Genomic DNA, 17,428 nt, shown 5'->3' on the forward strand with positions numbered 1-17,428 from the left:
CTATATTCCTTTAGTAATCACCTATAATATCTGAGTAAAAAGGAAAAGGATTAGTTTTTAGAAGTAATTAGTGCAATTGGATATTAAGGTAATTCAACCTCCCAAGTCAACTTAGCCCCCAAAGCATTCAATACTTTAAATACAGTAACAATCTTTACATTCGCGGTGCTCTTTTCTATTTTAGATATTTGCGCTTTTTGAACCCCAACCAATTCACCCAGTTGAGCTTGAGTTAACCCTTTTTGTTTGCGGAGGATTTTAATTTTGGCACCTATTAATTCAAATTGAATTTTAGATTCAAACAAGTCGCGCTTAGGTGTTCCAATAGGACCTATTTGTTCATCGATGAGTTGATCTAAAGGATATGTTTTCATAGTCTTGTGATTTAGAGTACTAAGTTAGCTGTAAGTTTCTTAAAGAGGAAACTTATTGTGGTTAATAGCAATAAAATTAATTTAGCTTGTGAAAGGAAGAGTATTTTAAGTATTGTATTCTTACATTTGCACTTGTCGTTATTAGAGTAGATCTCCCGAATAAATTAGTGTGATAAAACAAACGATTTTGGAGTTCCAATTTTCAACAAACTTTTACTTCTATATATTATGCAATAGCTAGGTGTTTTTAGCTGTGTAATGGTATTTCAGCGCTGAAAAATTTAGTTTAATTAAATCATTAATTCAAATTTATACAACTATGACCAAAAATTTATTTGATACTTTCGGACAGTTAGAGTCTTTAAAAAGAGAATCCTTGTCCAAAGAACCCGAGGTTCCATTAAATTGTTATATTCCAAAATCATTAAGAGAGAATCTAAAGATGAAAGCTGCAAAAGAAGGTGTGCCAATGAAGAATTTAATCATCAATGCTTTAAAAGGATTTTATACTGATTTATAAGTGGATTGATCCTTTGATGATGTGGTTATAAGCTGATTTTTTTGAGATCATCGTATTCATTCTTGCTTAATTTGATGACGAATGAAGTACTAAAACCTGTTTTTTTCTCTGCTTTATCAAGCAGGTTTTTTAGCTTGATTTTTAGAAGGGCTTGAGTCTCCTTTTCTTTTTTGAGCAAGAGTTCTTTTCTTTGCAATACTTCAAAGTAATCATCTTTAATACTAGGTGAATGATTACTTTCTTTTTTTTCTTCAATAGCTTTTTCTTGTGCAATTTCCTCTCGCAATTCGTTTAGAAGTTTGTCTTTAGCTATATGTAATAGAACATCTACCTCAGAAGCAATAGTATCATTTTGCTTCATTAATCGGTCAATTTTTTTGTGATATAAATCGCCAAACCACTTTCGAAAACTATCATCTCTATTGATAAAATCTCGATTTATTTTGTCTATACTAGATTGAATGTTTAGGTTGATATTTGACTTCGGACTTAAACCGTTTTGAATAAAAAAGTCAATCATATCTACTACACATTCGTTGATCTTTTTATATTGATATTCTCGACAAATCTTATCTAATTTGTTCTTAGTTGAACCTTTAATCCTAATTGAAGTGTCTTTAAAATCCTGCATGCGTGTAATTTATTGAATTTGAAATAGTTATTGTGTTTTTATTCATTTAAGTATTTTTACAAAATAAATTCTTGTATACAAAATACGTATGTAAACTAATTGATTAAATGATAGTTATGTCTTTTTGTATACATAAAATAGTTTTTGCATAAGTTCTTATTAGTTATAAATATTTAGTATACAGGTGGTTGACTAATGTACTGCGGTTTATCGCAGTACCCTCTTGCTTATATTACCCACCCGTTAGTAATTCCTATAGATATGATTGTTAGTCCCTATTTTTATTGATTAAATAGTCATTCACGTCTTTGTGATTTTTGAATAGATAACGAATGTCTTTGGTGTGATTTTTATACTTTTTTTGAAAGTAAATTGTGGTTTCATTTCCTGTGTTATCATTGTCAAAACACAAATAAATTCTCTCGTAATTGCTGTCTAATTCAGGTACTGTTTCCTTTTGAGAAGTGCTGTTTAAAATAATATAATTAAATCTGTTTTCTATTTTTGGATATAGCATAAGTAGACTTAGAAAATCGATCCAACCTTCAAATAAAATAACTTGATTACAGTTGTTTTCAATTAGTGTAATACTCTTGGTGCCTAAGCAACCTTTGAAATATCTATTTCTAATTTCAATACCTTCTAACACGTTTTTAAAACCTATTCCAAAGTATTTTTTATCGTTAAGGCTATAATGAAGTTCTACACAGTATTTTCTAGCCATTTTAAGACTGATACCCCTGCTTTGTATATAATTGATAAGCTGCGTATTCGTTAGAGGCTTAATTGCTCTTATTTCGTAATTCTTTTCTTTTTCAATAGCATCGTCTTGAAAAGTAGACTGGTGAAAAGAAAAAGATTCATCATCCAAAATTTGTAGTGCTTCTTTTAATTCACACTTATAATATCTCATTACAAAATCTAAAACGTTTCCGCCTTTTCCTTCTCCGTGATCATACCAAAGATTCTTTAAAAGGTCTACTTTGAAAGATGCTGTTGCTTCGTTTCTGAACGGACTTAGGTACCAAGCTTCCCGATTAGTCTGTTTGACTTTTTTAGTTCCTATTTTTTCCAAAATAGACGCTAAACTTATTTTTTTTGCTTCATTGCATGTCATAATTCTGCGTGACTTAAATTTTACTGATTTTTTGATGATTGATGACAGAGGCTTGTAACTTATTGATATTTAAATTAATAAGCTGTCATCAAATTGTCATCAATCATCAAACTGCTTTTAAAACTGTCATCAAAGTAAATTTGATGACAGTTTTGATGACGGTTTTGATGACGTATAACTTGTTGATTTTGAATAAAGTATACTACCTGTCATCATTGTCATCAAAAAAATGCGATATTTTGCTCAACTCAATTTCATAATAGCGTCCTTTTCTATCTAATCTTGTTATTTCTCCATAGGATTGGTAGTCATATCCAGAGTATTTATTCGAATTACTAGATGGAGAAAAACCCCAATTCTTGAAAATAGTTCTAACATCATTTGCTTCGATATTACTTCTCTTATTTAATTTCTTAATCATGGTACATGTTTCCATTGGAGTTAGACATATTTTATCATCTTCAAATCTTTCTGTAATTTCACGTAGCAATTTTAATACCTCGTCCTGTAACTTATTTTTGTCCGAATTCATTAGTTTTACTAAAGCCTCCGTACGTATCTGCTCAGGAGTAAACCACATACGAGTTTTCTTAGTTGTTGAGTAGGGGATAGTGTGTAAATAATTAAGAAAATCAGGAATTTCTTTAAAAAGTAAGTCTAAGAAATCAGGGTTCTTTTCTATCTGTGGTATTTTACGCACCCAAAAACGTATTTCTTCTTTGTCTATCTTCATGAACGAATCTTCAAAATTACTTGTCATGACAAATTTGTAAAAAGATTCTACTTCTTCTTTATCTCTACCTTTTCTTTCAATCTTGTTTCTATCAGCTGTACTTAAAAACTTGATGCGTTCAGTAATTTGTTGATTATCAGTAACTACTTCATCAATGAGAACTAACAATTTACCATCTAAATCTGAGTTAAAGTTGTTTACAAAAGATTCTGCATTGATGTAAGTAGCATTAAAAGAAAAGACCTTTCGAAGGTATTTAAGCATTGTTGATTTACCTGTTTCTCTTGCTTTAGAAACTAATACAAGTACGGGTAAAATCTGAGTCGGGTATTCTAATAGAATTTTAAAATAGTCAAGACCTAAGTGGTATTGTTCTCCGAAAATGTGACGTATAAAATCTAACGTATATTTTAGTTTATTTTCTATGAAAGACAAGTCATCAATAGATCGTTGTACTTGGTAGTCTATAGGGTGGTAGATGTTGTAGAAGTCAGCTATCTCTCTACTGTAGTTTATATGTTGAGGGATACAACAGAAACCGTAATATTTCTTAATATTGGAAATAAAGTCTTTTCCAAAATCATTTACAATAGTTTCCTTGTTCCAAGGAAGCATAACTTTTTCAGTTGTTTTATTGAGCGTAGGTCGTTCGATTATGGCATAATAAGCTGTACCCACACGAATAAATTCGGCAGAATCTAAGTTCATAATAAATAGTAGATTATAATCCTTATATTTGCACTATAAGGATTTGATTAAAAAATCAGACAATAGTAATCTGAAGCGTTCAAAGGGCAATTTTGAACGCTTTATTTTTTTCTGTTTTTGAAAGAATAGTCTAAGGCCTGTTGTTGTATCTGAGATATAGATTGGCTTTTATTTTGTCGTAACCAAGTATTTATTTCTTCACGATCAAAGTATAATATTTTCCCATTTGGCTTATAATTTGGAATTTTATTATTGTACACAAGCTTATAGATACTAGATGTTGACATACCTATATATTCTGATAGCTCTTGTACATTAAGCATTTCTTTCTGCTGAATCATATTCAGTCCTATAGCTTCTTTTAGTTCTCTTTGTTGGTGAATAATTTGGTTTTTAAATGCACTAAACTCTTCAATTGTTTGAAGTAATATTTGTTGTAATTGAACTACATTTTCCTTTCTTACGTCTTTGCTTTCCATCGTTTTCATAAGCTTTCTTTTATATGGTTATATTGTAGCAAATGAAGGTATTAGAAGGTATTACAATCAAGTTACTTTTGAAAAAGTAATGAATTTAAAGTGTTTGGTAATTATAATTTAGCGGAAATATCACTGATTAGTTGTTGATATTTAGGTGTCTGTATTGCTGAACCATTTTTAACAGTATCATAATCATATATTTCACCTTTCTCATTTATAAAAAAAGTAACAAATTTTTTTAAACTAATTTTTATTACTTCAGCTTGTTTTAACGCTTTGTGTAGATGATATAAAGAAACATTATCCATCCGTAGCTGTATAGGATTAACCAAGAATTGTCTCTTAAAACCTTCTTGATTTATTTCGTTACCAAGTATGTTTTTTTTCTTGAACCCCATATAAATTATAGCTGAGAAATCAGGACAAATATGTTTATTATCCTCTTCAGTTAAAACAATCTTGGCCTTACTCATTTCCAAATGAGATATAGACGGATCGTCTAAGCATGGTGTTTGAAATTTATTTAGAAAGTTCTGACTCCAAGTGAAATTTAAAAACCATATACACCATAAGAATGCAATAAAAAGTAAGCTAGTATAGAGTGGCTCATACCAATCATGTATAACTTGAACACGAGTAAATAAGAGGAAAATAACAATTGCTAGAGGACTAAAAAATGCGTAAAAGAAAACACGAAATCTCTGAACTTTGTCATCTAAAAATTTAGTCTTAGTATTTACTCTTTCTAGTTTTGTGTCATAGAAATGATTGAAGTAATTTACCCCTAGTTTTCCCATAAAATATAGCCATAGAATTGACATAATAGCAATATAAGATATGTATCCAATCAAGTAATACGTTGAAAGAATTGAAAAACTTACTAAGAGTAATACAATTGTTGCGCCAAGTAGATTTACACGTTTATACATATTCTTAAAAACTTAGTTCAGGAATTAAATTAGAAGCTTCTTTCATTTTCTCATCTACAATCTTAGCATAGATAGCAGTAGTGCGTATTTCACGATGTCCTAAGCGTTTAGATACAGTATAGATATCCGCACCGTTCTCCAATAAGAGTACCGCATTAGTATGCCTTGCACTGTGGAACGTGATATGCTTGGATATCCCAGCCTTATTGCACCACAGCACAATAGCGTTGTTATAAACAGCTGAATACCGCAAGCCAATAAATACCCGATCTCGATTGCCTTTGCGTTCTCCTAATAGCTCTCTAGCTTGAGTAGAAATGTAAAGATACTCAACGCCATCGGTTTTTTCTTGTCTGAAGTTTACCCGACTTGAATCATCTTCATCGCGAACTTCAGACCAGGTCATGTTGTGGATATCTGACCATCGCAAACCAGTAAGACAAGAAAACAAGAACGCGCGTTTTAAAACTTCATACTTGCATTCCGTATTGGCTAATTGTTGTACTTCATTAAATGTCAGATATTCTCGTTGGCTCTCAGCCTGTTCAAATGACTTGATTTTAGCTGCATAATTTAGAGCTAAATAGCCCTCATCAAAGGCTGCACGCAAGCAGGCCTTAAACTTGTTGAAGTAGGAATATTTAGAGTTTAGTGATAAAGGGAGATCACTCTTAGTACGGGCTTCCTTGTCAAAATAAGTACGCACTCGTTTTATAAACTTCTCATCAATATCATCAAAGATAGTGTTAGGGGAGATGCATCGCTTTAGATGAATTAGGGTAGCTGTCCAATTGCCGTAGTTTTTGGGACTATCAGATTTCTCCTCAGTTTTTTCTTGAAAGTAATCTAAAAAAGGTTTTTTACCTTTAGTCGAATTTTTCAACTCATAACGACCTTGATAAACTTCAGCTTCTCTAATGGCTAAAATCTGTTTGGCAAGAGCCATAGTTTCTTTATTCTCTTTTCTTTCACTAGCATTTTTTGGTTCGCCGTGTAAAAAGAGTTTTAAGTTTTCATAATCTCTAACGGTTTTGCGTTTACCATTAGGTTGTAGTATCGTACCCTTATAATATTCAATAGAAAGGTTGATCTTACCACTGGGTAGTAGTCGTTCTCTTAGTAAAACTTTCATTTATCGATGAGTCATTTTAAAAACGCATAATATGCGATGATTTAATAATGACAAATATAACAACAAAAGAACCTAAGAGCAAAGACTATCAGTATTAATTTACTGATAGTCAACTAAAAGAAAGTATATCTTAACATCGGAAACGTAACTTATTTACCGATACAAAAATTAGCAAAAATATTTCCCAGTAGTTCATCATTTGTAACCTGGCCAGTGATTTCACCAAAGAAGTAGAGTGCTTGGCGGATATCGATTGCCATGAGGTCGGCGGATAAATTCGTTTGCAGTCCCCATTTCACCTTTTCGATTTCCTCAAGTGCTTTGAGGAGGGAGTCGTAGTGGCGTGCATTGGTAACAATCGTCTCATTATTGCGCAGTGCACCTGTATTGACGAAGCTCAGCAGGGCTTGTTTCAACGCTTCGATACCGAGATTAGCTTTGGCAGACATGAACATTAAGTCGTCTATTTTAGATTCAAACAAGGCAATTTGTTCCGTAGAGAGCAAGTCTTGTTTGTTACAAACGACTAGTAGAGGTTTGAGAGGGTATTTATTTTTGAGTTTTTCCAGTTCAACATTAATTTGTTCAATCGATTGATGCGTTACTTTTCCGCCGTCGATGAGGTAAATCACGACTTGAGCTGCTTCGATTTTCTCAAAGGTCTTCTGAATACCGATACTTTCCACTACGTCTTTCGTCTCGCGAATTCCGGCGGTATCGATGAATCGAAACCCGATGCCGTCGATCACCAACTCGTCCTCAATCGTATCGCGTGTAGTACCTGCGATATCAGAAACGATGGCGCGTTCCTCATTGAGGAGGGCGTTTAGCAAGGTAGATTTACCCACGTTAGGTTCACCGACAATAGCAACAGGGATTCCGTTTTTAATAACATTTCCGACGGCGAAAGAATCGATTAATCGTTTCAGTACAAATTCGATGCGTTCCACAAGCGCTTTAAATTGGGTACGATCAGCGAATTCCACATCTTCTTCCGAGAAGTCGAGTTCGAGTTCGATAAGCGAAGCGAAGTTGAGGAGTTGTTCACGTAGCAAGGCAATTTCGTTGGAGAATCCCCCGCGCATTTGTTGCATGGCAATTTGGTGACTTGCCTCGTTGTCCGACGCAATTAGATCCGCCACTGCTTCCGCTTGCGATAGGTCGAGTTTACCATTTAAAAAAGCGCGCATCGTAAATTCACCCGCTTGTGCCATTTTCGCTCCCTTGCGGAGACAAAGTTGGATGATCTGTTGTTGAATAAAAGTCGAACCGTGGCATGAAATCTCAATAGTATCCTCTCCCGTATAGGAGTTCGGACCCTTAAAAACGGAAATCAACACCTGATCGAGGATGCGATCCCCATCCACCACATGTCCCAGGTGTAAAGTATGCGTCTTTTGTTTGGTTAAATCTTTGTTTTTGATCGATTTAAAGATACCGTTAACTAAGGTAATGGCGTCTTTTCCCGATACGCGTATGATGGCAATGGCACCCGCACCCGAAGGAGTTGCTAAAGCGACAATAGTATCTTGTAATATCATGGTATACATCTATAATAAGATACAAAGATAATACATATTGCCCAATCTCAAGAAGGAAGATTAGCCCGGGCAATCAACAGCTAGTTGCCAGTGTAGAGCGGGTAGAAGAGGAAGGATGTAGAAAAAAAGAAAAGAAAAAGACCCTTTTTTTTGACGATTAGAAACTGAAAACCTAAGCTTAATTGTTTATCTTTATAGAAATCAAAATATACGCTACTATGAAAAAAATACTATTCCCGACGGACTTTTCGGAAACAGCAAATAACGCTTTAATTTATGCATTGAAAATGGCAGACAGTCAAAACGCAACCCTTTATGTACTGCATGCATATGAAATGCCCGTTATTTCTGCAACTGCAAATCCTGTCATGGTTCAAGATGTCTATAAATCAATCGAATTGAGCAACTTTGAAAACTTTAAAGATCAAGTTCCATTCATTCGCGATATTGCCAAAGAAAACAATTTAGATCACGTGCCTATGCACTTTATTTTAGAAGAAGGATTCTTGAATACCATCCTAAAGAAAAGAGTAGAAGAAGAGGAGATTGATTTGGTCGTAATGGGAACCAATGGAAATTCCGGTTGGGATAGAAAATTATTAGGTTCGAACACTATAAATGCAATCAATTCCCTAAAAGCCCCAGTTTTAAGTGTACCACATGACGCCGTTTTCAACGGAATTAATTCCATCGCTTTCTCTACCTTATTCAATACAAGCGATAAAATTGTACTGGATAAACTAGTGAAAATTGCAAAAGGTTACGATGCAATTATCAAGTGTATTCACGTGATTGAAGACGTGGAAAAAGTAAACCAAGAAGTGGTAGAAAGCTGGTTAGAGTACTACGACGGACATCCAATTACATTTACCTTAGTAGAAGGAAAAGACGTAGAAAAAGAAATTTTCACCTTCTTAGACAGAGAAAATATCGATCTTTTAGTATCGGTGAAGCGCAATAGAAGTTTCTTAGACAAGTTGTTTACTTCCAGTATGACCAAAAAATTAAGTTACCACAAACACGTGCCAATCATCGCATTTCACGAAGAATAAAACATAAAAAAAAGTCGTAAAGTTAGTGCTTTACGACTTTTTTTAGCTGATAACCTATTGCCACAGACTATTCAGCTTTGTTTTTATTGATCTCATCTTGGAGCTGTCTTCTGATTTTTTGCTCTCTTTCTAAAGATAATTTGCGGAACTCTTCAAATTCTTCATCCGTATCCCGTAACTTGTTCAGTGCATCTTTCGTATCTACATTCGATTTTTTAAAGCGGTAGTAAAAAACACCTGCCATGGCCAATAGCAAAGCAAAAAGAAGCAAAATTACAGTCTGAAACGTATTTTTATTAGCCGCTATACCCAAAAATTCAAAGTTCTCCTCTTTGGCAAGGGAGGTCTTTAACTCTTGCTCCGCAGTTTCCAATTTCTGACTCACATCGGCTAGTTCTTTTTGATGCTGTAACACAAGCGACTGACCCTCAGCGATCTTTCCTTTGTAGTTGCTAATCGAATCTTCTACATTTTGTTGAAGATCAAGTAAGCTCTGTTTATCTACAATTTTATAATTTTGGTAATTCGAAGATTTATTAAATAGAGAAGAGAATTGATTGTTGATGGTTCTAACGTTGCCTTGTGCAAAAACTGTACTTGTCAGTGCTAGGGTGGCAACCAGTAAAATACGTTTTTTTCTTTTCATTGAATAACTTTTTTAGTCTTATATTTTATAGAGCTCTAATATAAGTTATTTATTATAATAAAAACTGCCTATTAAAGGGATTTTTTAAGAAATTTTAAATTTTATATTTTATACTATTAATAGAATATGTGTTTTTTGTATAAAATTAGCGTTGATTAGAATACAAAACTTCAAGTTAATATTTGAAAATAGTATATTTTTATACGCTTATTGGTTTACAACCGTTTTATATTGTTAGTAATTTGTTTTCTATGATGCAAAAGTTTAGTTCGAGAAACAGGAGTAAAATCGCTAGTTTGTTGTTTTGGATAGCATGTCCGTTGTTGTCTTTCGCCCAATCGCTCAACCAAGATGAGGTTACAGCTGTAAAAATGTGGTTAGATGAAGATGGTGACAGCAGCCTCTACATTAAAGTAAGTGCGGCTTGTAATAATTACGACAGTAAAAGAGCATTTGACTATGTAGGTTTGCCTTCTTCTATTAGCTTAAAACTGAAAAATGATCTGGTCGATACCACCTTTGTTTACGAACATCCGCGTTTTGAATCTTCCATGTTGATGTTTTACAGCGAATCAGTTTGGTTTAAAAATTTTGAATGGAAGCAAGCTATTTTTATTCCGTTGTTTTACTGTAGTCAGAAACACGGGGCTACCATGCCGTTGTCATACCTGATTTTGTTTGATCAACGCATGACGGTTGTCCACCTTACTTTTCAGTGCAAACCCGAAGTGTGGGGGAGTTGTAAACCCGTGTTTAAGAAACGAGCACTAAAAGCGCAACTGACTCAACTACCAGCGGATCTACAAGAAGATTTTGTGCAATACGTCGAGAAAACCTATACCACCCGAGAGGACCTATATCCCAATCACATGACGTTTAAACAAAAGAAGTACAAAGATTGGAACTTAGCCTCTGTAGTTTCTCTGGTCGAAGCGAGTTATCCTCATGAACTCTTACATCGACTACATACCTTTATTGAAGATCAAAAATGGGACCTAGCCCTAGCTTACCTCAATGAGTTTGAATATCTTTATGTAAATGCAGAGGGTATAGTCGAGATTGCTGGATTCCGTACGAGTAAGCAAACCTATAAAGAACAAGCCAATACTATGGCAGAGCGAATGTCAACACAAGCAGAGTTAGTGATGCAACAAGCCGATCAATACGTCGAACAAGGAGACTTTCAACGAGCCTATAGCTTGTATAAAGCCATTGTAGAAACAACCAAGCCATAATTCGTGTAAGCGCGAAATTAGATTGCCCACTATATAGGGCTAAAACAATACGTCAACTAAAAAATACAGCAATATGAAAAAAGCAATTCAAGAATTGTATCCAGAAAACTTAGCCCATTGTTATGGGTGTGGTACATTAAATTCTGGGGGACATCAACTGAAAACCTATGTAGAGGGAAAAGAAGAAACCATAGCTCACTTTACGCCAGAGGCTCAATATACTGCTTTGCCGGGAAGTGTGTATGGTGGACTGATCGCCTCCTTGCTCGATTGCCATGGAACAGGATCTGCTGCTGCCTTTATCTGTATGGCAGAGGGGCTCCCGCTAGAACAACCACTAGGAGTGCGCTGTGTTACTGCATCCTTAAAAGTAGACTTTAAGGCAATGACACCCATGGGAGAAACCTTGGTGATCAAAGGAAAATTGAGAAGCATAGAAGGAAGAAAGGTATGGGTTGACCTTGCGTTAACTGCAAATGATATCCTTTGCGCAACGGGTGAAATTTTGGCTATTCGATTAAAAGAAGAAAATGAAATAAAAAACGAGCTATAGGAAACTATAACTCGTTTTTATCAACATTATGGTAATCTACTATTTAGTAGGAAGTGTTCGGGTTAACCAACCACGTCGATTGGCTGTTGCAATCGCATAGGGCGTAATCCAAAATAGGGTGAACGTATAAAAAATGCTATACGTATAAGCCCAAAATGAATCTTTTATTGTGTACTTATTTGCATAGAAGATCACTTGAATCGAGGAGAAAATTAAAATCCCCGCTAAAGCACTGCTAACAAACATAATCGGATAACTAAGGATGAGATACAACATCAACATCATCATGGGATAGGCGAAGATTACTTTAAGCCACTGGTTTAACAGTAAAATACGCGGCCCAAGGGTAGAACCTTTTCTAAACTTAGTAAAGGCAAATTTACTCATCATAATGTTTTCTCGCACATTGCTTCGCTCCCAACGGATGAACATTTTGTACAATCCTTTGAAGCTATTCGGTGTATCTGTCAAGACATATGCATTCTTTTGAAATAATACGTGATAGCCTTGTTTTAGTATCATATTCGTCATGGCGCGATCTTCCCCAATATCGGAAGGATTCCCCATAAAGGTTTGAGTGATCCATTGCTCTAAACAGTTCATCACCGCCTCTCTGCGGTAAGCCGCTAAGGCACCTGGCGTACACAGCACTGTATTCAACGCACTTTGAGCCGAACGAATAAATTCGAAACTGAATACAAAGCTCACATTGAGCATCTTGGGAATAATCCCCTCTTCGGTGTTGAGAACAAGTACATTACCGCCAACGGCCCCACATAGTTCATTGTTTACAAAGGGGCTAACAAGCTGTCTCAAGGTGTCTGTCTTAACTATTGAATCACTGTCAACCGTAACAAAAACCTCGCCTTTTCCCAGCTTAAAACCGCGGTAAAGGGCATGTCTTTTCCCCATGTTTTTGGGCTGTTGGTAGATGGTCACTCGAGAACCCAATACAGCTTTGGCTTTTTGCATCCACTCCCAAGTGTCGTCTTTACTGCCATCATCAAAGGAAATAATCTCCAATTTATCCGCAGGATAATCACTTTGCGCCAAACTCAGTAGGGTATCGTAAACTAAACGACCTTCGTTATAAGCCGGAACAAGAACCGTACAACTTGGCAATTCTTCATCTGATACCGGTGCTACCGGCTTGTACTTAAAGTATTGATAGAAGATATACAGCAAGAACAAAATTTGTACCGCTAGTAAACCCATACTAATACTAAAGAAGAGCTGCCCGCCAAAACCTTCTAAACGCTTCAGTTGAATATTGGCAAAATAGGGCTGAAAATGATAAAGTATAATTACACTGCTAAATAACAAAGTAAATGTAAGGGCCAAAACGAAATAGTCCGTTAAACTAAAACGCTTTTTCTTATTCATATCTTGGGTAGATTCACGATCTGAACCTATCAAGTTGGGGACGTTGTTTGCTTTCATAATTTTGAGTTTTTAAGGAAGAGGGACTTTTGGATATCCCTAAAATAAAGGAGATAGACGAGCAGTCTACCAATCATTATTTATGTCACTAATCGTAATGCAATATGCATGCCACGCGATTTTACTGGCCTGAGAGCCCCTTTTTAATCTCAAACTTCCACACTTTGTTGATTTGGACAACACTTTATTTGGGCAATGGCGATTTTTAATCCTTTTTTTTCTACTATTGATTACCACAATTCCGCCAGATGTAGCCTTTCATATCTAAACTCAAGCAGCTACAGCTTGCCTCTTCCTCAAAAAACCTCTCAATACAACTAGCTGCTGTTCAAAAGCACAGGAGCTCCTATTTTTCGTGTCCATAAAAGCTAATTGAACGCCTATTATTTGTCCTTTCTATCAAAATTTGAAAATAAAAATGATTAAATTCCGTTATCTTTGATCCATTATATTAAATGTATCACATGAAAGTACTAGTAACAGGTGGACTAGGATTTATAGGTTCTCACACGGTTGTAGCGCTACAGCAAAAAGGATATGAAGTTATTATTATCGATGACTTGTCCAACGCTTCTTTAGAAGTGATGGACGGTATTTACGCAATTACAGGACGTAAACCTGAATTTCACCAAATCGATCTGAGAGACAAGCAAGCTGTATTTGCTTTTTTTGATCAACAGACAGATCTAGCGGGAGTTATTCATTTTGCTGCCTCTAAAGCGGTAGGAGAGAGTATGGCTAAGCCCCTAATGTACTACGAAAATAATTTGTTCTCTTTGATTAATGTATTGTCAGCCCTACAACAGTACGGGATTGATAAGTTCTTATTTAGCTCTTCTTGTACCGTATATGGACAAGGGGAAATCATGCCCATCACGGAAGAGGAATCTATTAAATCAGCACTTTCTCCTTATGGCAATACCAAACAAATAGGAGAGGAAATCATTGCTGATTTGTCAAAAGTGTACCCACTACAAACCGTTTTATTGCGTTATTTCAACCCTATTGGCGCACATGAATCTGGGCATATTGGAGAATCACCGTTGGGTGTTCCTTATAATTTAATCCCTTATATTACACAAACAGCCGTGGGTATACGCGAGTATTTATCCATCTATGGTCAAGATTACGATACCCCTGACGGAACCTGTGTCCGCGACTATATTCACGTGGTGGATCTAGCCGACGCTCATGTTCGCGCTATGGAATACCTTATCCAAGGAAAAAATCAAGAACAAGTAGAAGCGTTTAACGTTGGAAATGGCCAAGGTTACTCTGTTTTGGAGCTGGTTCATTCGTTTGAACGCGTGAGCGGAAAGAAAATTAACTACAAAATAGTAGATCGCCGCCCAGGTGATGTCGATAAAGCATGGGCTAATACCGATAAAATTCAACGTATACTAGGTTGGAAACCTACAAAAACGTTAGACGATATGTTGGATAGCGCTTGGAAATGGGAACAAAAAGCAAGAAGTAAAAACAACTAGACCGAAAGAAGCAATGAATAAAATCAGCATTGAAATAAAGTGGGGTATCATCTTTTCCCTCGTAGGATTACTGTGGATGCTAGTAGAAAAAATAGGTGGTTTGCACGATACCTACCTCGATTACCATTTGTACCTGACCAATTTGTTTGCGATTCCAGCTATTATTGTAATGGTTTTGGCATTGAAAGATAAAAAGAAAAACTACTATGATGGCGATATGACCTATAGTGAAGGAATGCTTTCAGGCGTAGTGCTGTCTTTGGTCATTGCAATTCTAAGCCCACTTACCCAATGGATTACTTCTTATGTTATCACCCCTGATTTCTTTCCTAACGTCATCAAGCGATCGGTAGAATTGGGCTTTTATGAAACAGAACAAGATGCCGCTAGTTATTTTAACTATGGCAATTACGCCAAACAAGGGTTTTTAATGTCCTTGATGATGGGCGTGATCACTACGGCTATTTGTATGATTTTCATTAAGTCAAAAGCAAAAAAAGAGTAGTGCCTTTTACAGGAGATATAGAGGCTGTTTTAGCAGCCTACAAGCTAAACCCCATCTAGTAAAATAGAGGGGTTTTTTGTTGTATGACCGTCAACTGTAAACCGTCAACTGTAAACTGATCTCACGGCTATTTAAGAGAAATTAATGCTAATAATTTACTTTTTTTAAAAAATATAACGAAATAGAAGTGAAAAAACTTTACATCCTGCGATAAAGTTGTATCTTTAAAAGAAAAGAATATATGAGTAGTATTATTTTAAATCGTATCAAGCAAAATGTAAAACACTGGTATCTCCCTGTCATTTTAGGGGTAGTGTTTATTGTAGCTGGAGTTTTTATTATGATGACGCCAATTGCGTCTTATCTATCGTTAGCCTTGTTGTTTAGTTGGCTTTTCTTTTTCGCAGGGATTGCTGAAATAGCGTTTGCCTTGAGTAATAGAAAAGAATTAGACGGTTGGGGTTGGATTTTATTCTCTGGTATTGTCGATGTAGTTTTGGGTCTTATTTTACTCAGTCAACCTGCAATTACCCTCCAGGTGTTACCTATCTATGTAGGATGTGTTTTACTCTTCCGTTCTGTGCGTAGTTTGAGCATGGCTGTAGAGCTAAACCGATATGGTGTAAAGGGAATTTCCTCTTTAGTACTGTTTGGAATCTTAGGGTTGCTTTTTGCAATTTTTATGATGACTAATATCGAAGCGGGTGCCTTTACCATTGTGTATTGGACGGCGTTCTCCATTTTAACCTTGGGTGTGTTTAGTGTATTGTATGGATTCAAACTCAAGAAACTAAAAAATAAAGGCGCTAAGATTAGTGCAGAGCTTACCAAAAAATGGGAAGCGATTCAAGAAGAAGTCAAGAAGGCAATGGACCAAGAATAAGCATAAATAAAGGATCTATATACGCGTATATAGATCCTTTATGCTATTTGTTTACCTTGCTATAGGCATCAAAGATTAGCTCCTGAATAGAGTTAGAAATCTGTGCTTTTCCTTCTTCTGTATTGATGTCAATGCCACAAAAATTACTTCCATTGTTTTTTGCGTGTAAGGAAAGATAGTAAATACCGCTGATCACAAGGGCTAAACGCGCTCTGATATCAACCGATGAATGCTCGAAGTAAGGAATCACCTTAGCAAATAAATTTTCACCTAATTCTTCTCGTGCATCCGCTATTTTTCTCAGTGTCTCATTGTGTTCGCCAATCTCCCAATGAATAATGCGCTGTAAGGAACGATCGTTCAATAGCGTTTCAAATTGATTTTGTAAAAGATCGTTGATATCGTCTTTGGTCAATTTGTCTGGATTTTGCAACAATTGCTGTAAATCCTTATTGGCTGTACTTCTAAAAAAGTCCTTTTGATTGATGTATTCTTCTACTAGATTATCTACCCCACCAAAATACGTCCATACCAATTTCTTATCTACACCAGCAACCTTTGCAATATTCGGTGCTGTCAGTCCTGTGTAGCCCTTTTTTTGCAATACTTTTCCTACAGCTGCAATCATTTTGTTCATGGTTCTCGACTTGTCTCGTATCGGACCAGAAGAAACTTTTCTAGCTTTTTTAGCTGATTCTTCTTTGTTCTCTTTTGGTTTGACTTCTTTTTTTTGCATTTGTTGTTCGTTTTAGGTAAAACCGCCTGCTTTTTTACCCTCGATGATAAAAGATAAAAAGACCACTGCGTACTAGGTGTAATCGATATATGTAAAAAAAATAATTTTAAAACTACTTTTTACTACTATTAGTATGAAACTCGAATATAATGTAAATATAGTTATAAAAAAAGCGTTTGCTTTTGCATTTTATTTATTTTTAAGTCCGAGTATAATTATACCCAATGCTTTTAAATTGGATAAAAAACGTTAAAAATTATATAAAAAGATAAATTTAGTACACTATTTGTGTTTGTTTATTAAAGTAAATAAAACAATGCGTATCACAAAGAGAACTTATATAATACTAGATTGGCTGGGAATTGGTATTTTCCTCTTTTTAATTGTATTCAATTGGGGATCAAGACGAGAAATTACCGAAGCTCCTTTTTTTGTCGGTCGATATCAAGGAGTAGCTGTATTTGAGGATCAGGATCAAAATATTCAATGTGATACCGCCAGTATTGACGTGATTAAAATTGGCCCTAAAACGTCTTTTGTGTTTTCTGGTTCAATACCAACCATTTCTAAAGTGGTATTTGAAGAAAATAAGTCTAAAATTCTCATCAATTTAAATGCTATAGACACCAACTACATTCGGTTGGATACTCGCAAACTAGAGATCTTATTCCATGAGGGTTCAAAAAGTTGGACGGTTTATGCCGATAGAAATTAGAATAAAGGCACT

19 protein-coding genes are annotated in these 17,428 nt (G+C 35.3%); 8 read left to right on the forward strand and 11 right to left on the reverse strand.

The annotated features are described in order from the left end of the window. Positions 1-83: 83 nt before the first annotated feature. Positions 84-374, reverse strand: coding sequence for a helix-turn-helix domain-containing protein (locus H4K35_RS06005; RefSeq protein ID WP_182626475.1), 291 nt, complete (start codon positions 372-374; stop codon positions 84-86). 319 nt (positions 375-693) lie between these two features. Between H4K35_RS06005 and H4K35_RS06010 the strand changes: the two genes are divergently transcribed. Next, the gene (locus tag H4K35_RS06010) at positions 694-894 is read left to right on the forward strand and encodes a hypothetical protein (RefSeq protein WP_182626476.1); all 201 of its coding nucleotides are present in this window, start codon (positions 694-696) and stop codon (positions 892-894) included. A 25-nt stretch (positions 895-919) separates the two neighbouring features. On the opposite strand, the gene H4K35_RS06015 is transcribed toward H4K35_RS06010, so the two are convergent. From H4K35_RS06015 to mnmE, 7 genes are all read right to left on the reverse strand, one after another. Continuing rightward, positions 920-1,525, reverse strand: coding sequence for a BfmA/BtgA family mobilization protein (locus tag H4K35_RS06015; RefSeq protein ID WP_182626477.1), 606 nt, complete (start codon positions 1,523-1,525; stop codon positions 920-922). Positions 1,526-1,793: 268 nt separating this feature from the next. Then, positions 1,794-2,600, reverse strand: coding sequence for a toprim domain-containing protein (locus tag H4K35_RS06020; protein WP_255492375.1), 807 nt, complete (start codon positions 2,598-2,600; stop codon positions 1,794-1,796). A 244-nt stretch (positions 2,601-2,844) separates the two neighbouring features. Next, positions 2,845-4,083: a primase-helicase family protein gene (locus tag H4K35_RS06025; RefSeq protein ID WP_182626479.1), complete on the reverse strand. Its 1,239-nt coding sequence runs from the start codon at positions 4,081-4,083 to the stop codon at positions 2,845-2,847. Between the two features lie 101 nt (positions 4,084-4,184). Continuing rightward, entirely contained in the window at positions 4,185-4,571 is a 387-nt protein-coding gene (locus tag H4K35_RS06030; RefSeq protein WP_182626480.1) for an AlpA family transcriptional regulator, read from the reverse strand. Between the two features lie 101 nt (positions 4,572-4,672). Next, positions 4,673-5,491: a hypothetical protein gene (locus H4K35_RS06035; protein WP_182626481.1), complete on the reverse strand. Its 819-nt coding sequence runs from the start codon at positions 5,489-5,491 to the stop codon at positions 4,673-4,675. A 4-nt stretch (positions 5,492-5,495) separates the two neighbouring features. Next, the gene (locus tag H4K35_RS06040) at positions 5,496-6,623 is read right to left on the reverse strand and encodes a site-specific integrase (RefSeq protein WP_182626482.1); all 1,128 of its coding nucleotides are present in this window, start codon (positions 6,621-6,623) and stop codon (positions 5,496-5,498) included. Positions 6,624-6,772: 149 nt separating this feature from the next. Continuing rightward, entirely contained in the window at positions 6,773-8,164 is a 1,392-nt protein-coding gene (gene mnmE / locus H4K35_RS06045; RefSeq protein WP_182626483.1) for a tRNA uridine-5-carboxymethylaminomethyl(34) synthesis GTPase MnmE, read from the reverse strand. A 218-nt stretch (positions 8,165-8,382) separates the two neighbouring features. On the opposite strand from mnmE, the gene H4K35_RS06050 reads away from it, so the two are divergent. Further along, complete coding sequence (locus H4K35_RS06050) at positions 8,383-9,216, forward strand: universal stress protein (RefSeq protein WP_182626484.1); 834 nt, start codon at positions 8,383-8,385, stop codon at positions 9,214-9,216. A 67-nt stretch (positions 9,217-9,283) separates the two neighbouring features. On the opposite strand, the gene H4K35_RS06055 is transcribed toward H4K35_RS06050, so the two are convergent. Continuing rightward, entirely contained in the window at positions 9,284-9,862 is a 579-nt protein-coding gene (locus H4K35_RS06055; protein WP_182626485.1) for a hypothetical protein, read from the reverse strand. Between the two features lie 251 nt (positions 9,863-10,113). Here H4K35_RS06055 and H4K35_RS06060 point away from each other — a divergent pair, with 251 nt between their 5' ends. Both H4K35_RS06060 and H4K35_RS06065 read left to right on the forward strand, forming a co-directional pair. Further along, a complete protein-coding gene (locus H4K35_RS06060; protein WP_182626486.1) occupies positions 10,114-11,097 on the forward strand; it encodes a hypothetical protein in 984 nt (327 codons plus the stop codon). Between the two features lie 73 nt (positions 11,098-11,170). Then, positions 11,171-11,650, forward strand: a complete 480-nt coding sequence (locus H4K35_RS06065) for a PaaI family thioesterase (protein ID WP_182626487.1) — start codon at positions 11,171-11,173, stop codon at positions 11,648-11,650. 39 nt (positions 11,651-11,689) lie between these two features. On the opposite strand, the gene H4K35_RS06070 is transcribed toward H4K35_RS06065, so the two are convergent. Next, positions 11,690-13,090 carry a glycosyltransferase family 2 protein gene (locus H4K35_RS06070; protein ID WP_182626488.1) on the reverse strand — a complete coding sequence of 467 codons (1,401 nt, stop codon included), beginning with the start codon at positions 13,088-13,090 and terminating at the stop codon, positions 11,690-11,692. A gap of 464 nt (positions 13,091-13,554) precedes the next feature. Here H4K35_RS06070 and galE point away from each other — a divergent pair, with 464 nt between their 5' ends. The 3 genes from galE to H4K35_RS06085 all read left to right on the forward strand — a co-directional run bounded on the left by galE (position 13,555) and on the right by H4K35_RS06085 (position 15,965). After that, a complete protein-coding gene (gene galE, locus H4K35_RS06075) occupies positions 13,555-14,577 on the forward strand; it encodes a UDP-glucose 4-epimerase GalE (protein WP_182626489.1) in 1,023 nt (340 codons plus the stop codon). A 13-nt stretch (positions 14,578-14,590) separates the two neighbouring features. Next, positions 14,591-15,082: a DUF4199 domain-containing protein gene (locus H4K35_RS06080; RefSeq protein WP_182626490.1), complete on the forward strand. Its 492-nt coding sequence runs from the start codon at positions 14,591-14,593 to the stop codon at positions 15,080-15,082. A 241-nt stretch (positions 15,083-15,323) separates the two neighbouring features. After that, positions 15,324-15,965 carry an HdeD family acid-resistance protein gene (locus H4K35_RS06085; RefSeq protein ID WP_182626491.1) on the forward strand — a complete coding sequence of 214 codons (642 nt, stop codon included), beginning with the start codon at positions 15,324-15,326 and terminating at the stop codon, positions 15,963-15,965. Between the two features lie 43 nt (positions 15,966-16,008). Here the strand turns inward: H4K35_RS06085 and H4K35_RS06090 are convergent, their stop codons facing one another. Next, a complete protein-coding gene (locus tag H4K35_RS06090) occupies positions 16,009-16,701 on the reverse strand; it encodes a TetR/AcrR family transcriptional regulator (protein ID WP_182626492.1) in 693 nt (230 codons plus the stop codon). Positions 16,702-17,017: 316 nt separating this feature from the next. On the opposite strand from H4K35_RS06090, the gene H4K35_RS06095 reads away from it, so the two are divergent. Beyond that, positions 17,018-17,416, forward strand: a complete 399-nt coding sequence (locus tag H4K35_RS06095) for a hypothetical protein (protein ID WP_182626493.1) — start codon at positions 17,018-17,020, stop codon at positions 17,414-17,416. The last annotated feature ends 12 nt before the right edge of the window (positions 17,417-17,428 follow it).

Source organism: Myroides sp. NP-2, assembly GCF_014145665.1.
Classification (GTDB): Bacteria; Bacteroidota; Bacteroidia; order Flavobacteriales; family Flavobacteriaceae; genus Flavobacterium.

What these genes read in the sequence shown, in the direction of transcription:
- H4K35_RS06005 (WP_182626475.1), bottom strand. Translation starts at nt 374, where the DNA reads ATGAAAACATATCCTTTAGATCAACTCATCGATGAACAAATAGGTCCT.
- H4K35_RS06010 (WP_182626476.1), top strand. Translation starts at nt 694, where the DNA reads ATGACCAAAAATTTATTTGATACTTTCGGACAGTTAGAGTCTTTAAAA.
- H4K35_RS06015 (WP_182626477.1), bottom strand. Translation starts at nt 1,525, where the DNA reads ATGCAGGATTTTAAAGACACTTCAATTAGGATTAAAGGTTCAACTAAG.
- H4K35_RS06025 (WP_182626479.1), bottom strand. Translation starts at nt 4,083, where the DNA reads ATGAACTTAGATTCTGCCGAATTTATTCGTGTGGGTACAGCTTATTAT.
- H4K35_RS06030 (WP_182626480.1), bottom strand. Translation starts at nt 4,571, where the DNA reads ATGAAAACGATGGAAAGCAAAGACGTAAGAAAGGAAAATGTAGTTCAA.
- H4K35_RS06035 (WP_182626481.1), bottom strand. Translation starts at nt 5,491, where the DNA reads ATGTATAAACGTGTAAATCTACTTGGCGCAACAATTGTATTACTCTTA.
- H4K35_RS06040 (WP_182626482.1), bottom strand. Translation starts at nt 6,623, where the DNA reads ATGAAAGTTTTACTAAGAGAACGACTACTACCCAGTGGTAAGATCAAC.
- mnmE (WP_182626483.1), bottom strand. Translation starts at nt 8,164, where the DNA reads ATGATATTACAAGATACTATTGTCGCTTTAGCAACTCCTTCGGGTGCG.
- H4K35_RS06050 (WP_182626484.1), top strand. Translation starts at nt 8,383, where the DNA reads ATGAAAAAAATACTATTCCCGACGGACTTTTCGGAAACAGCAAATAAC.
- H4K35_RS06055 (WP_182626485.1), bottom strand. Translation starts at nt 9,862, where the DNA reads ATGAAAAGAAAAAAACGTATTTTACTGGTTGCCACCCTAGCACTGACA.
- H4K35_RS06060 (WP_182626486.1), top strand. Translation starts at nt 10,114, where the DNA reads ATGATGCAAAAGTTTAGTTCGAGAAACAGGAGTAAAATCGCTAGTTTG.
- H4K35_RS06065 (WP_182626487.1), top strand. Translation starts at nt 11,171, where the DNA reads ATGAAAAAAGCAATTCAAGAATTGTATCCAGAAAACTTAGCCCATTGT.
- H4K35_RS06070 (WP_182626488.1), bottom strand. Translation starts at nt 13,090, where the DNA reads ATGAAAGCAAACAACGTCCCCAACTTGATAGGTTCAGATCGTGAATCT.
- galE (WP_182626489.1), top strand. Translation starts at nt 13,555, where the DNA reads ATGAAAGTACTAGTAACAGGTGGACTAGGATTTATAGGTTCTCACACG.
- H4K35_RS06080 (WP_182626490.1), top strand. Translation starts at nt 14,591, where the DNA reads ATGAATAAAATCAGCATTGAAATAAAGTGGGGTATCATCTTTTCCCTC.
- H4K35_RS06085 (WP_182626491.1), top strand. Translation starts at nt 15,324, where the DNA reads ATGAGTAGTATTATTTTAAATCGTATCAAGCAAAATGTAAAACACTGG.
- H4K35_RS06090 (WP_182626492.1), bottom strand. Translation starts at nt 16,701, where the DNA reads ATGCAAAAAAAAGAAGTCAAACCAAAAGAGAACAAAGAAGAATCAGCT.
- H4K35_RS06095 (WP_182626493.1), top strand. Translation starts at nt 17,018, where the DNA reads ATGCGTATCACAAAGAGAACTTATATAATACTAGATTGGCTGGGAATT.